The organism is Skermanella sp. TT6, assembly GCF_016653635.2.
GTDB classification, from domain to species: domain Bacteria; phylum Pseudomonadota; class Alphaproteobacteria; order Azospirillales; family Azospirillaceae; genus Skermanella; species Skermanella cutis.
On the sequence record NZ_CP067420.1, the window covers coordinates 2,285,408 to 2,299,296 of the forward strand.

16 protein-coding genes are annotated in these 13,889 nt (G+C 68.3%); 10 read left to right on the top strand and 6 right to left on the bottom strand.

The features are described from left to right. Nucleotides 1-12: 12 nt before the first annotated feature. Nucleotides 13-528, top strand: coding sequence for an invasion associated locus B family protein (locus IGS68_RS10770; protein ID WP_201079776.1), 516 nt, complete (start codon nucleotides 13-15; stop codon nucleotides 526-528). Nucleotides 529-544: 16 nt separating this feature from the next. Here the strand turns inward: IGS68_RS10770 and IGS68_RS10775 are convergent, their stop codons facing one another. Further along, on the bottom strand, nucleotides 545-775 hold the full coding sequence (locus IGS68_RS10775; protein ID WP_201079778.1) for an SAM domain-containing protein: 231 nt from the start codon (nucleotides 773-775) through the stop codon (nucleotides 545-547). A gap of 178 nt (nucleotides 776-953) precedes the next feature. Between IGS68_RS10775 and IGS68_RS10780 the strand changes: the two genes are divergently transcribed. The 3 genes from IGS68_RS10780 (at nucleotide 954) to IGS68_RS10790 (ending at nucleotide 4,690) form a co-directional block, all read left to right on the top strand. Then, a complete protein-coding gene (locus IGS68_RS10780; protein ID WP_201079780.1) occupies nucleotides 954-2,633 on the top strand; it encodes a thiamine pyrophosphate-binding protein in 1,680 nt (559 codons plus the stop codon). 184 nt (nucleotides 2,634-2,817) lie between these two features. Next, nucleotides 2,818-3,591: a M48 family metallopeptidase gene (locus IGS68_RS10785; RefSeq protein WP_201079782.1), complete on the top strand. Its 774-nt coding sequence runs from the start codon at nucleotides 2,818-2,820 to the stop codon at nucleotides 3,589-3,591. Nucleotides 3,592-3,760: 169 nt separating this feature from the next. After that, complete coding sequence (locus tag IGS68_RS10790) at nucleotides 3,761-4,690, top strand: zinc metalloprotease HtpX (RefSeq protein WP_247881273.1); 930 nt, start codon at nucleotides 3,761-3,763, stop codon at nucleotides 4,688-4,690. A gap of 69 nt (nucleotides 4,691-4,759) precedes the next feature. Here IGS68_RS10790 and IGS68_RS10795 read toward each other — a convergent pair whose 3' ends face one another. Then, complete coding sequence (locus IGS68_RS10795; protein ID WP_201079786.1) at nucleotides 4,760-6,718, bottom strand: cache domain-containing protein; 1,959 nt, start codon at nucleotides 6,716-6,718, stop codon at nucleotides 4,760-4,762. 376 nt (nucleotides 6,719-7,094) lie between these two features. Between IGS68_RS10795 and IGS68_RS10800 the strand changes: the two genes are divergently transcribed. Continuing rightward, nucleotides 7,095-7,571 (top strand): CBS domain-containing protein, encoded by a 477-nt coding sequence (locus tag IGS68_RS10800; RefSeq protein ID WP_201079788.1) that lies wholly within the window; start codon nucleotides 7,095-7,097, stop codon nucleotides 7,569-7,571. Here IGS68_RS10800 and IGS68_RS10805 read toward each other — a convergent pair. The 3 genes from IGS68_RS10805 to IGS68_RS10815 all read right to left on the bottom strand — a co-directional run bounded on the left by IGS68_RS10805 (nucleotide 7,544) and on the right by IGS68_RS10815 (nucleotide 9,700). Then, a complete protein-coding gene (locus IGS68_RS10805; protein ID WP_201079791.1) occupies nucleotides 7,544-8,362 on the bottom strand; it encodes an ImuA family protein in 819 nt (272 codons plus the stop codon). The two genes, IGS68_RS10800 and IGS68_RS10805, sit on opposite strands and share 28 nt — an antisense overlap. Nucleotides 8,363-8,445: 83 nt before the next feature. Further along, entirely contained in the window at nucleotides 8,446-8,853 is a 408-nt protein-coding gene (locus IGS68_RS10810) for a hypothetical protein (RefSeq protein WP_201079793.1), read from the bottom strand. Between the two features lie 100 nt (nucleotides 8,854-8,953). Beyond that, nucleotides 8,954-9,700, bottom strand: coding sequence for a DUF1194 domain-containing protein (locus IGS68_RS10815; protein ID WP_201079797.1), 747 nt, complete (start codon nucleotides 9,698-9,700; stop codon nucleotides 8,954-8,956). Nucleotides 9,701-9,877: 177 nt separating this feature from the next. On the opposite strand from IGS68_RS10815, the gene IGS68_RS10820 reads away from it, so the two are divergent. The 5 genes from IGS68_RS10820 (at nucleotide 9,878) to IGS68_RS10840 (ending at nucleotide 13,091) form a co-directional block, all read left to right on the top strand. Continuing rightward, nucleotides 9,878-10,039: a YqaE/Pmp3 family membrane protein gene (locus IGS68_RS10820; protein WP_201079799.1), complete on the top strand. Its 162-nt coding sequence runs from the start codon at nucleotides 9,878-9,880 to the stop codon at nucleotides 10,037-10,039. Nucleotides 10,040-10,045: 6 nt separating this feature from the next. Beyond that, nucleotides 10,046-10,444: a DUF4112 domain-containing protein gene (locus IGS68_RS10825; protein WP_201079801.1), complete on the top strand. Its 399-nt coding sequence runs from the start codon at nucleotides 10,046-10,048 to the stop codon at nucleotides 10,442-10,444. A 53-nt stretch (nucleotides 10,445-10,497) separates the two neighbouring features. After that, entirely contained in the window at nucleotides 10,498-10,914 is a 417-nt protein-coding gene (locus IGS68_RS10830) for an RpnC/YadD family protein (protein WP_201079803.1), read from the top strand. A gap of 91 nt (nucleotides 10,915-11,005) precedes the next feature. Continuing rightward, nucleotides 11,006-12,358: an oxygen-independent coproporphyrinogen III oxidase gene (gene hemN / locus IGS68_RS10835; protein ID WP_201079805.1), complete on the top strand. Its 1,353-nt coding sequence runs from the start codon at nucleotides 11,006-11,008 to the stop codon at nucleotides 12,356-12,358. Nucleotides 12,359-12,470: 112 nt separating this feature from the next. Beyond that, complete coding sequence (locus IGS68_RS10840) at nucleotides 12,471-13,091, top strand: glutathione S-transferase family protein (protein WP_201079807.1); 621 nt, start codon at nucleotides 12,471-12,473, stop codon at nucleotides 13,089-13,091. A gap of 15 nt (nucleotides 13,092-13,106) precedes the next feature. Here the strand turns inward: IGS68_RS10840 and budC are convergent, their stop codons facing one another. Beyond that, nucleotides 13,107-13,871, bottom strand: coding sequence for a meso-2,3-butanediol dehydrogenase (budC, locus tag IGS68_RS10845; protein WP_201079809.1), 765 nt, complete (start codon nucleotides 13,869-13,871; stop codon nucleotides 13,107-13,109). Between the last annotated feature and the right edge of the window lie 18 nt (nucleotides 13,872-13,889).

Sequence of the window (13,889 nt, forward strand, 5' to 3'; positions counted from 1 at the left end):
AGGAGGATTTGCATGGTTCCCAGGATCCGGTTCAGTCTCGGCGCCGCTCTGCTCGCCCTGGCGGCCCTCGCCGCCGGCCCGGCCTACTCCGCCGAGGAGAAGCGGTTCGACGACTGGAAGCTTCAATGCCCTGACCGCCCGCCGGAAGGCCTGCCGAAATGCTTCATCACCCAGAACGTGGTGTCGAGCGAGACCAACCTGGGGGTGCTGAGCGTAACGGTCTATTTCCGGCCCGGCGCCGACACGCCGTCGCTGGGATTCATGCTGGCGCCCCAAGCGGTCAAGGAAGCGGGCATGGTTCTCCAGATCGACGCCCGCCCAGCCCTGGAGATGCCGATCCAGGACTGCAACCCTAATTTCTGCGTTGTCCGGGCCACCCTGCGGGACCAGGTGCTGACGATGTTCCGCAACGGCACGCGCGGCGTCGTGGCCTTCAAGATCCCGCCCGACCAGCGGATCGCGGCGCCGATCTCGTTCAAGGGTTTCACCAGCGCGTTCAAGGCCCTGGAGCAGCGCAAGGCCGGGTGATCCCGGCCTGCGGCGCTCAGCGGTCGTCCCATTCCGCCTCGTCGGTGCGCAGCAGCTCGACCAGCCGCGCCACGCGTCCGTTCGCCGACTTGCCGAGATCGCCGCCGAGGTAATCGTCGGATGCGAGCCACGTCCGGGCTTCGGTGAGTTCGGCTGCCGTCGCTCCGGTGCCGATGATGCTGGCGATGCGCAGGTCGTCCATGCGGCCGCAGATCTCGATGACCTGATCGCGTGTCAGTTTGACCATTTGGGAACCCTTCCCATGGCTGTGGCTGATCCTGCGGGCAGATAAGCGCCGGACGCCGGGGAATGCAATAGGGTCGGTTGGGTGCATGGCGCGGCACCCGGGTAGCGTTGACAAGCCGGCCGGGGGGATCGAAACTCCGATCCCTTCGCAAACGGTTCCGTCACTTCCAGGATTGGTCATGTCGAGCACTTCCAAGCCCCGTTCCGGTGGGCAGATCCTCGTCGATTCGCTGCGCGTCCACGGTGCCGACCGGGCGTTCTGCGTCGCCGGCGAAAGCTACCTGGACGTGCTCGACGCCTTCCACGACGCTCCCGACATCGATCTGGTCACCTGCCGGCAGGAAGGCGGGGCGGCCAACATGGCCGAGGCGGCCGGCAAGCTGACCGGCAGGCCGGGCATCTGCTTCGTGACCCGCGGCCCCGGCGCCTGCAACGCCTCGATCGGCGTCCACACCGCCATGCAGGATTCCACGCCGATGATCCTGTTCGTCGGCCAGGTGGCCCGGGACCAGGCGGAGCGCGAGGCGTTCCAGGAGATCGACTACCGCCGCATGTTCTCTCCGGTCGCCAAGTGGGCTGCCCAGATCGACGATGCTGCCCGCATCCCGGAATTCGTCAGCCGCGCCTTCCATGTCGCCACATCCGGGCGGCCCGGCCCCGTCGTCCTGGCCCTGCCGGAAGACATGCTGCGCGACCGCGTCGCCGTTCCGCCGACCGGCCGCTACACGGAAGTCCAGGCCCACCCCGGCGCCGACGACCTGGCACGGGTCGCCGACCTGCTGGCCGCATCCGAGCGGCCGCTGGTCCTGGTGGGGGGCAGCGGCTGGACCGACCGGGCCTGCGCCGACCTGAAGCGCTTCGCCGAGGCCTCCCGCCTGCCGGTCTGTTCCTCGTTCCGCCGCCAGGACGTGCTGGACAACACCAGCCCGTCCTGGATCGGCGACCTGGGCACCGGCCCGAACCCGAAGCTGCTGGCCCGCGTCAGGGAATCCGACCTGCTGCTGGTGATCGGCGCGCGGCTGGGCGAGATGACGACCCAGGGCTACGAGCTGATCGACCTGCCGGAGACCCGCCAGACCCTGGTCCATGTCCACGCCTCCGCCGAGGAACTGGGCCGGGTGTTCCGTCCCGACCTGCCGATCCAGTCGGGCCCGGCGGCCTTCGCGGCGGCGCTGGCCCGCCTGGAACCAATCAGGTCGGACCGCTGGCGGGTCTGGGCCGAAGCCGGCCGGCGCGACTTCCTGGATTGGCTGGAGCCGGCGCCCTACGACGGCGCGCTGGACCTCGGCGCGGTGTCGGTCTGGCTGCGCGACCGGCTGCCCGCCGATGCCATCGTCACGATCGACGCCGGCAACTTCTCCGGCTGGGCGCAGCGTTTCCTGACCTACCGCCGTCCCGGCCGGCAGCTCGGCCCGACCAGCGGCGCCATGGGCTACTCGGTCCCGGCGGCGGTCGCCGCCAAGCTGGTCCATCCCGAGCGCATGGTCGTCAGCTATGTCGGCGACGGCGGCTTCATGATGACCGGGCAGGAGCTGGCGACCGCCATGCACACCGGCTCCGCCCCGATCATCCTGGTGTTCAACAACGGCATGTTCGGCACCATCCGCATGCACCAGGAGAAGAACTATCCCGGCCGCGTCAGCGCCACCACCCTGACCAACCCCGACTTCGCGGCGCTCGCTCAAAGCTACGGGGCCTTCGGCGCCGCGGTCGAGCGGACCGAGGACTTCGCCCCGGCGTTCGAGGCGGCGGTGGCCTCGGGTAAGGCGGCCGTGATCGAGCTGCGCATGGACCCGGAGGTGATCAGCACCCGCACGACCCTGTCAGCCCTGCGGCAACAGGCGCTGGGGAAGAAGTAGGGCCGGCCTGAGGAAGGAAGAGCTCCGACGGTCGGGGGGCCGGAACACTGGCGTAGGGCACGCCGTTGTGCGATCCAATGGGCCGATGGCCCAGCGCCATCCGGTGAGTTCAGGGAATTGCAGGGGGTAAGCTTTCATGTGCGTGTGCCACGGCTCCGGAAACCACCATGAATCATCCACCTCCATGAGCCGGCGGGGCTTCATGGTGGCGCTGGTGGGAGTGAGCGGGACGGCGCTGGTCGGCTGCGTCGGCGCGGGCCAGACGGGGCTGGGCCTCGGGCTGGTCTCGGCGGAGGAGGTGCAGCAGCTCGGGCTCAAGAGCTGGCAGCAGATCCGGTCGGAAACGCCGGTCTCGCGGAACGCCACCTATCAGCGGGCGCTCCAGCAGGTTGGCACCAACATCCTGGGCGCCGTCGGCGAGAACCCCGGACAATGGGAAATGGTGGTCTTCCAGGGCCAGGAGGCCAACGCCTTCGCCCTGCCGGGCAACAAGATCGGCGTCTACGAGGGCATGTTCGCCATCGCGGAGAATGTCGACCAGCTCGCCGCCGTGGTCGGCCACGAGATCGGTCATAATCAGGCCGAGCACGCCCGCGAGCGGCTGAGTTCGGCGGCGGCTACCAGCATGGGGCAGCAGCTTCTGGGTGCTGCGCTCCAGATCGGCAACATCGGCTATGCCAACGAACTCGCCGGGCTGCTGGGTGCCGGCATACAGTACGGCCTGATCCTGCCCTATTCGCGTAACCAGGAGTTGGAAGCCGACAGCATCGGCCTGCTCAACATGGCGCGCGCCGGGTACGATCCGCGCGCCTCCATCCAGCTGTGGCAGAACATGCAGGCGGCCGGGCAGCGGGCACCCGAATTTCTGTCCACCCACCCGGCGCCGGATTCGCGTATCGCCGCGCTGGAAGCCAAGATGCCGGAGGCCATGAGCTTGTATAACCCTCGGCGGGGTTGAGGCGGTCGTTCGGGTTATTGACCCGGTCCGGCGGCGATCCAAAGTCTGGAAGGAGCCAGGTTCAAAGGAGTTCTCCGCAAGGACTTGGCGTTCCTGCTCCGGAACGGAAGAAATCCGCCGAATGCCGCCTCCCTCGCCCGGTTCCCACCGACATCGCTCGGCCAACCGTTTGCATACCGTCCTGCTGCTCGCCGGCATGATCGGCCTGCTGGTCGCCTGCGGCTGGATCGTCGCGGGGCCGGAGGGCGGCCTGTGGGCGCTGGTGCTCGGCGGCGTGAGCCTCGCCTTCGCGCCGCGCCTGTCGCCCCAGATGGTCCTGGGCATGTACGGCGCGGTGCCGGTCCGTGCCTGGGACATGCCGAAGGTCACCGCGATCCTGAACGAGCTGGCGGAGCGGGCGGGGCTGCCGCGCACGCCCCAGCTCTACTGGATTCCCAGCCCGACGCTGAACGCCTTCGCCATGGGGACCCGCGGCGATGCCGTCATCGCTGTGACGGACGGGCTGGTGCGCTCGCTGAGCGCCCGCGAGCTGGCCGGCGTGCTGGGGCACGAGATCACCCATATCGCCAATGGCGACCTGTGGCTGATGGGGCTGGCCGACACGGTCAGCCGGCTGACCCGCATGATGTCGCTCTTCGGCCAGATCCTCCTGCTGTTCAACCTGCCACTGTTGATCGCCGGCGCCGTCACGATCCCTTGGGGTCTGATCCTGCTGCTGGTCCTGGCGCCGACCATCGGAGCCTTGCTCCAGCTGGCGCTGTCGCGCACGCGGGAATACGACGCCGACCTGGGCGGCGCCCTGCTGACCGGCGATCCCCTGGCCCTGGCGGGCGCCTTGAGGAAGCTGGAGCAGTACGGCAGGGGCCTGTGGGAGTCGCTGATGCTGCCGAACCGGCGCAATCCCAGCCCGTCGCTGCTGCGCACCCATCCGCCGACCGAAGAGCGGATCCGCCGGCTGGTGGACCTGCGCGGGCAGCTCTCCGGGCGTCCGGCGCTGCCGGGGATCGACGCCCTGGCGCAGGGCGGCGCGCCCGTCGCCGGGCGCTTCCGCATCGTCCCGGCCCAGCCACGCCACCGCCTGACCGGGCTCTGGTACTGACCGGACCCACCTGGGACCGGACCCACCTGGGACCGGACCCACCTGGGACCGGACCTGCGGCCCGGCTCCTCAGCGCTTCAGCCGCTCGACGAAGGTGACGATCGCGTCGGCGAGCTCGTCGGACTTCCGCGACAGGCTCTGGACCACCGTCAGCATGCCGGCCAGCTCCTGACCGGACTGGGTCGCGACCTCGGAGATCCGGCGGATGTCGGTGTTCACCGCGACGGTCTGGGTGGCGGCCTGCTGGGTTTCGCGGCTGATCGACAGGGCCACGGCGGCCTGCTGCTCCAGCGCCGCGGCGGTCGCTCCGGCCCGGGTGCCCATCTCGTGGATGGTCTGGACGATGGCGCCGATGGCGTTCACCGCCTCCCGCGTGGTGCCCTGGATCTGATCGATCTCGCGCCGGATGTCGTCGGTCGCCTTGGAGGTCTGGGTCGCCAGCGACTTGACCTCGTGGGCGACGACGGCGAAGCCCTTGCCGGCGTCTCCCGCCCGCGCCGCCTCGATGGTCGCGTTCAAGGCCAGCAGGTTGGTCTGGGCCGCGATGTTGGCGATCAGGTCCACCACGGTTCCAATCGCGGAAGCCGCCTGGGACAGGCCGACCACGATGTCGTTGGTCCGGCGCGCCTCGTGGGAGGCCGCTTCCATCGCGGCGGTGGTGGCGCTCGCCTCGCCGCGGGCGGTATCGATGCTGGAGGTCAGTTCCTCGATCGCGGCCGAGACGGAGGTCACCGACGCCGTGGCGGCACCCGCCGCGTCGGCCACGGCCTCTGCGGTCGAGGACGCCGTGTAGGCCTGCTCCGACGTGGTCCGCGCCGATGTCTCGACGTTCACCGTGGCGTCCCGGACGGCGGTCGCGATCGCGCCGACCGACTTCTCGAAATCGGCTGCGGCGGTGACCTGGTCGGTGATCAGGCGCCAGGTCAGCAGCGGGCCCTTGTACTCGCCCCGGACATTGCGCATCGCGCTGATGTTCAGGTCCATCCAGTCGTCGCCCAGGCGGATCCGGGCATGGTGCGGCAGCCGGTCGGGGTCGGAGACGATCGCGCGGATCCTCTGCGGATCGCGCTGGTGGAACACGTCGATGCTGTGCCCTTCCAGTTCGCCGACCGGGATGGTCAGGTTGTGGGCGACCCTGTTCAGCGCCTCGACTGCCGCGGGGTTCATGTATTCGATCAGGAAGTCGGTGCCCGACGCGGTCATCACCGGCAGGTCGAGCTGTTCGATTACCTGCCGGCGGGCGAAGGCGTCGCCGACCGTGCCGCGCAGGTTGAGCAGGGCTCGGGCCAGCCGGCCGATCTCGTCGGTCCGGTCGGTAGCGACGATCTCCACCTGGTCGTCTCCCGCGGCCAGGGCGATGGCCGCCCGTTCCAGCCTGACGATCGGATGGATCGTGCGGTTCAGGAAGAACCACAGCACCAGCCCGAACAGCGTCATGCCGACCGGTATATAGACTGTCGCGGTGGTGATGGTGTCGTCGAAGGCGTGGAAGACGTCGTCCTTGGCGACGCCGACGAAGACGATGCCGGCGACCGCGCCGTTCCGGTCGAGCAGCGGGCGATACCCGGTGAAATAGGGCTGGCCCAGGATGTCGGCCTCGCCGAAATAATCCTTCTTGTCCCGGAAGATGCTGTCGTACACCGGCCCCTGGGCCAGCTTGGTGCCGATCGCCCGGGTGCCGTCCGCCTTCAGCACGTTGGTCGCGACGCGGACGTCGCCGGCGAAGATCGTGGCGACTCCGCCAGCCAGCCGCTGGACGCGGTCTACCAGGTCCAGATTGCCGTTCAGCGTGACGCCCCCGGCCGTCAGAACCCCGTCCTTCAACTGGTACTCCGTGCCGATCGCGCGGATCTCTCCGAAGGCGACTTCCAGCGTGATCCGCTGGCGCCGCGCCGCGTCACTGCCGAGGCTGCCATGCAGCGCCGAGAGCAGGATCGCTTCAAGGACGACGGTCAGCGCTACCATGCAGAGGAGCGCGATGCCGGTCACCTTGGCGGAGAGCGGCAGCCTGCGCAGATGTCTGACCATATCTCCAATCCCGATCAAAAATTATAAGAATGAGATTAAAATGTACTCTTTCGGGGTAGTCGCGCAAGGCCGGGCATTGCCGGATCCGTGCATGGCATCGGGTCCATGGTGATTAAGTCATTTCCCGGGTCCCCTGTACGGCTGCTGTCCCGCTTCCCTGCAAAGCCGTTCCTCGGCATTCCCCGACGCCTTGGTTTTGTCCATTGGTCTCTTTAGGGGTAGTGTTTGGAAGCTTGATCCAGGTCAAACTCCAGGATCGCCAAAGGTGAGATGATCGGTTCACAGTAATGGAGCAATGCGGAGCGCCGGACAATACGACGGTGGTTGTCAGTTTTCAAAGATCCGCAGTCGCGCCGTCATGGGAAGGAGACCAGCCATGAAGATCAGCACCTTTCTGGACCTGAAAGGCCGGACCGTCGTGACGGTGCGCCCGAATGACAGCATTTCCAAAGTCGCTCATCTGCTCAAGCTGCACCGGGTCGGCTGCGTGGTGATCAGCGAGGACGGCAAGCATGTCGACGGCATCGTCGCGGTGCGCGACATCGTCTATGCCATGGCCGAGCGCGAGAGCAGGATCCGGCATCTCAGCGGGGCCGACCTGCTCGACGCGCCGGTCAGCTCCATCATGACCAAGGCGGTCAAGACCTGCGGGCCGGACGACTCCGTGCGCCATGTGCTCGAGAACATGACTCGCTGGCATATCCTGCATGTGCCGGTGGTCGATCGTGGGGTGCTTTGCGGCATCGTCAGCGTCGATGACGTGGTCAAGCTGGCGATCGCGGAAATGGACCTGGAGAAGGGTGCCCTCCAGGACCGGGCGCGCCTCTACCAGACGCTGGAGGAGCTGCGCTGACGAAGCAGGCCCGCCTCGGCTCCGGCCACCGGGCATGAGGCGGGGTCCGGGGTGGAGACTGAATCCGGTACCGCCGTGAAGCCGGCGCCGTTCCATTCCACCAGCCACTCTCCCGGCCGGCCGCCCCGGCAGCGCGTCAGGCCGACCCGCCAGCGCGGGGCTCCCAGGCCGGGCTCGGCGGCAGGCGGAAGGCTGGCGGCCGGCTTCAGGCTCCAGCGGGTCACGGACGCGGTCGCCGCCAGCCTGGAGCCGGCGCCGCGCAGCAGGAAGGCCGTGACGCCGCCGCTCTCGGCCGCAAGCTGGAGACGGCGGCTGGCCACCATGTCGATGTCGGAGACTTCTCCCAGCACCGCTCCCAGCGACCGGCAGCGCAGCGACTCCTCGATCGCCCACACGATGTCGCCGTCCCGCCGGGCGCGGACGGTGATCAGCCGGTCGGGCATCAGGCCGTAGGGCGCCAGCCCCGGCGCGTGGAGGTCGTCGCTCCGGGTGATCCAGACCACTTGGCCGCATCCCGCGGAGTTTCCTTCGGAACCCTGGCGCCCGGCGATCCGGGCGAGCAGGGCGGCACCGAATCCGCTGGCCGCCGCACCCGGCGGCCCGTCGCCCCCGACGATCTCGTGCAGGCAGCCCAGCGGCAGCCCGCCGTCCGGCAGCATGCGGTCGATCTCCGGAACGCCGAGCGGCAGCAGACGGTCGCCGTCGGCTCCTCCGATCCCCTCCATCCGCAGGATGCGCCCGCGCAGTTCGGCCAGCGCCGCTGCCCTGGCAACCTTGGATGAATCGGGCATGTGCTTGGATCCGCTGGCTGTTTCCGGATTATGTTCACTTTTTGTTCTAACCCTGCGCCGGTGCCGGTGTCAAGGCGCGGGCACTACAGAAGCGACCGGGCGAGATCCGTGCCGGGACCGCCGGTGCGGCGTTTCTTGCCGGTCGTCGTGCTGACCAGCCGCGGCGCCTTGTTGAAATTCATGGTGATGATCAGGGTGGCTGCGTCCTTGATCACGTAGAGCGTCTTTTCCGCATCGACCGGAAGCGGGATCCTGCGGCCCATGCAGAACCCGATCAGGGCCGCGGCGACTTCCGTCTCCGGCAGGTCGACGGACGTGATCTTGCCGTAATCGTCCTTGATTTCCATGACCGTCTCGATGGCCTCGCCGGTCTTGAACGTGACCGATTCGACCGTCCCCGCCGGCAGGGCCTCGCCGCGCTTGCGGCGGCGGTCGATGACGGCACCGACGACTTCCCGCTCGGTGAAGACGATGCAACGCAGTTCCTTCATGGCGCACCCCGGCAGCCCGGCCCGTGGAGAAGCCCACGCCAGCCTTCCGCGCGACCCTAGGGGGCAGAGCCTAACAATCGATTAGTAAGATCAACTATTCTCAGCCGGCGCCCGAGCCCAGCCCGGCGATCTCGCGGATCAGCTTGCTCAGGATGGCGGCGGCGAAATCGTCGAAGTCACGTGCGGCGATGTAGAAGGCGCCGGGGCCGCCGATGACGTTCTCCTCGTAATAGCGGTCCAGATCGATCGGGGCCGGCCCGCCCCAGGGGTTGGGCCGGTCGTTCAGGATCGGCAGGCCGTTGATCGTGATGCCGGCCGCGACCGCCTCGTCCCGGGCCAGGGACGGGGGGCGGCCCCGGTTGTTCACGCCGTCGCCCGAGATGTCGATCACCCGCCGCACCCCCTCGAAGCCGTTGCCGTCGAACAGCGTCGCGGCGTGGTCGATGGCGCCGCTCAGCGAGGTCCAGCGGGCGGTCGACAGGGGGGCCGCACCGATCGCGCCGGAGAACCTCTCCGCTTCCTCCCGGCTGCCGATCAGTGTCCAGGGAACCACGGTGCGCTGATAGTCCTCGCCCGCCCATTCCACATAGGTGACCGCGACGGCGCCGAACGGACCTCCGCCCATGGCGGAGACCACCCGGTCGTCGACCAGCGCCGTCACGTAGCCGTCGCGCTGGAGGGCCGCCTCTTCCTCGTCGACGCTGCCGGAGATATCGACCGCCAGGACCAGTTCCAGGTCGACCGGCCGCTCCTGGGCCAGGACGGCGCCCGATGGCAGGCCCGTCAGGAACCCGAGCATGAGGGCAGGGGCCAGAAGGCCGGCGGTCGGAGCGGAGCGGACGCGCATCTGGACCTCCTGCTGGAGAATGACCGGTCCATTGAACCAAGCAACGCAAATTCATGCAAGCTTCGGGTGCTCGGGGGATGCTGCCGGTCAATTTCAAGATCCTGACGGAAGGAACGAAGCGCACCAAATAGTGTTCTGACGCTGCGATGACGAAATAGAGATCCGAGAGGTTGACTAATGGACGTTCTTAGAATTCTGCTTGCCATCCTGTTGCCGCCGGTCGGCGTGTTCCTTCAGGTCGGTCTGGGTCTGCACTTTTGGATCAACATCCTTCTCACGATCCTGGGTTATATCCCTGGCATCATTCACGCCATCTACGTCATCATCAAATACAAGTAACCCGAAATGGCCACCGCCGCTTACAACGCCGACGACCGCGACGCCCAGATCGCCCATCTGGAACGGCTGGCCGACCTGCTGGACAGCCGTTGGCGAATCCCAGGCACCAGCATCCCGATCGGGCTGGACGGCATCGCCAGCATCTTTCCGGTGGTCGGCGACAGCGCCACCGGCGTGGTCGCCGCGTACCTGGTGTTCCAGGCGGCCCGCCTCGGGGTTCCCCGGAGCACGCTGCTGCGCATGCTGGGCAATGTCGGCGTCGACTGGGCCGTCGGTTCCATTCCAGTGTTCGGCACCCTGTTCGACATCGGCTTCAAGGCCAACCGCCGCAACATGAGGCTGCTGCGCGAGCATCTGGAGCGGGAACGCGGCGCCGCCGTGCGCCCGACGCTCCGCAGGATCTGAGGCCCTCCCGGGCGGCGCTCCGCCCCGCGTCACCGCACCGCATGGACCGGCGCGTGCGGAACCGCGATGGGTTGCCCGCCCCGCTGCCCCGGCGCGAGCGTGCGGACGCCGCGGCCACGCTGCTGATCCTGTCCCAGTTGCGCAGGGCGACCCCGGTCGTCAAGGAGGAGTGGGAGGCCATGGCGATCCAGTTCAACATCAAGGAACACCTCTACCTCAGCGAGATCTTCGCCCAGGGACTGGCGGAGGGCAAGGCCGGGGGGCGCGAGGAAGGAAAGGCCGAGGGCCGGGCGGAATCGCTGCTCCGGCTGGTCGAGCGCCGCCGCGTCGCCGTGCCGGAGGAGGCCGACCGCCGCATCCGGGCGGCGACGGTCGCCGATCTCGACCGCCGGCTCGACGCCGTCCTCGACGCGTCCGACCTCACCGCCGAGGGACTCGCCGCCATCCTGGCCTCGCCGCCGCATCACTGAGCGTCCGGAACAGGCCGCCCGGGTCCCGGCCGTTCGATCCTTTTGACCCAAATCAAGGCGGGGCTGCCCATCGGCGCGCAGTCTCGCCGTCATGAACGCAGATCTCATCGCCAAATACGACGGCCTCCGGGTCCCGCGCTACACCAGCTTCCCGACCGCGCCGCATTTCGGTCCGCAGGTCCAGGCGGGCGACTACCTGGCGTGGCTGGGCCGGCTTCCCGCGGGGCAGGAACTGTCGCTGTATTTCCACGTCCCGTTCTGCAAGTCCATGTGCTGGTACTGCGGCTGCCACACGAAGATCGTCGCCCGTTACGATCCGATCGCCGAGTATCTCGACCTGCTCATGCGGGAGATCGACCTGGTCGCCGACGCGCTGCCCGGGGCCATGCCGGTGCGCCACGTCCATTTCGGCGGCGGCACTCCGACCATGATCGGGTCGGCCGATTTCGAGCGGCTGATGGCCCATGTACGCTCCCGCTTCGACCTTGTTCCCGGCTGCGAGATCGCGGTCGAGATCGATCCGCGCACCCTGACCCTTGAGGCTCCCGAAGCGCTGGCCCGCGCCGGAGTCAACCGCGCCAGCCTGGGCGTGCAGGACCTGGACGCCACCGTCCAGAGCGCCATCAACCGTGTGCAGCCCTTCGAGGTGACGGAAGCCGCGGTCCGGGCGCTCCGCCGCAACGGCATCGACAGCATCAACCTCGACCTGATGTACGGCCTGCCGCACCAGACCCCGGAAAGCTGCGAGGAGAGCGCAGAGCGGGTGATGGACCTGACGCCGGAGCGTCTGGCGGTCTTCGGCTATGCCCATGTCCCCTGGATGAAGAAGCACCAGCGGCTGATCGACGAGTCCGTCCTGGCCGACGCCCGCGACCGGTGGAAGCAGTTCGACGCCATCGCGGCCGTGCTGGCCGACAACGGCTATCACCAGATCGGCCTGGACCATTTCGCGCTGGAGGCCGACCCGATCACCGTCGCCCAGCGGAACGGCACCCTTCGCCGCAACTTCCAAGGTTACACGACCGACGGCGCCGACGTGCTGATCGGCTTCGGCGCGTCGTCCATCGGCGCTCTGCCCGACGGCTATGTCCAGAACGACCCGGCGTTGGAGCGGTACGCCGAGGCGGTCCGCGCTGGCCGGCCGCCGATCGTCAAGGGCAAGCGGCTGAGCGCCGACGACCGCCTGCGCCGCGACCTGATCGAGCGGCTGATGTGCGACCTGTCGGTCGACCTGGATGCCGTCGCGGCGCGCCACGGCGTCGCTTCCGACCTGTTCGAGCCGGACCTGGAGAAGCTGGCCCCGCTGGCCGCCGACGGTCTGGCCCGCGTCGACGGGCACCGGATCACCGTCCCGGACGAGGTCAGGCCGCTGGTCCGGGCGGTCGCCGCGGCCTTCGATCCCTACCTCGATACCGCGGCGATGCGGCACTCCAAAGCGATCTGAGCGTCGCGGGCTCTCCTCGCCTCTGGCCTTCCGGGGCGATTTGCGCCAAACATAGGGGGTGGCGGGTGCCGGAAGACGCCCGTTCCAGTCCGCTTGGAGAGAAGACCGCGCGATGATCACGCTCTACAGCTACCCGACCCCCAATGGGCACAAGGCCTCGATCATGCTCGAGGAGGTCGGGTTGCCCTACGAGGTCATCCGGGTGGAACTCATGCAGGGCGACAACCTGAAGCCGGAGTTCCTGGAGATCAGCCCGCTCGGCAAGATTCCCGCCATGATCGATCCCGACACCGACGGGGCTCCCCGGCGCGTCTTCGGGTCCGGCGCCATCCTGGAATATCTGGCGGAGAAAAGCGGGCGGTTCCTTCCCTGCGAGGGCTGCGCCCGGACGGAGGTGTGGAACTGGCTGGCCTTCGGGGTCAGCGACGTCGGCCCGACCTCGGTCGACATGTTCCGCTTCTCGGTCCGCGCCCCGGAGAAGCTTCCCTACGCGATCGAGCTGTTCAAGTCCGAGCTGCACCGCTGCTATCAGGCGCTGGAGACCCAACTGGGCCGGACCGAATACCTGGTCGACGGCGACTACACGATCGCCGACATCTCGGTCTATCCGTTCGTCGCCATCGCCGGCCAGACGTCCCCGGCGCTGTTCGAGAGATATCCGCACCTGAAGCGCTGGCACGACTTGGTCGGGGCGCGGCCCGCCGTGCAGCGCGGCATGGCCGTTCCCGAGTAACGCCTGTCGCAGCCGTCAGGCCTGCGGCGGCTGGCCGTTCGAGGCGCTCAGCCCGCCGTCCACCGGCAGGTTGACCCCGGTGACGAACCGGGCATCCTCGCTCGCCAGGAAGACGATCACCGGAGCGATGTCCTCCGCTTCGGCCGCGCGTCCCAGCGCGATCCTTTCCTTGAATTTCGCCATCAGTTCCGCATCGTCCTTCATGTCGGCCGTCAGGTCGGTGAAGGTCAGGGACGGGTTGACCGCGTTGACCCGCACGCCCTTGGCGCCCAGCTCCAGCGCCAGCGACCGGGTGAAGTTGCTCACCGCGCCCTTGGCGGCATTGTAGAAGCTCATGTTCCAGTCGCCGCCCAGCCCGGACACCGACGACACGTTGACGATCGATCCCCCGGTCCTGACCAGGTGCGGCACCGCCGCGCGGCAGCCATAGAAGACGCCGTCGACGTCGGTCGCCATCACGGCATGCCAATCCTCGACCGACGCCTCGGTGATCGGGCCGGTCGGCGCGATGCCGGCATTGTTGACCATCACGTCCAGCCGGCCGAACCGCTCGACGGCGGCATCCACCAGTCCCTCGACCGCCTGCCGGTCGGCGACGTCGGCGGCATGGACCAGGGTGCGGTCGGCCGGCAGGTCCTTGGCGACAGCCTTGAGCTTGTCCTCTGTCCTGCCGCACAGGACGACGGCCGCGCCCTCTTCCGAGAAGCGGCGCGCGGTCGCGGCACCGATGCCCGAACCCGCCCCGGTGACGATGACGGTCTTTCCCTTGAAGCGTTCCACGTTGACCTCCACAAAAGA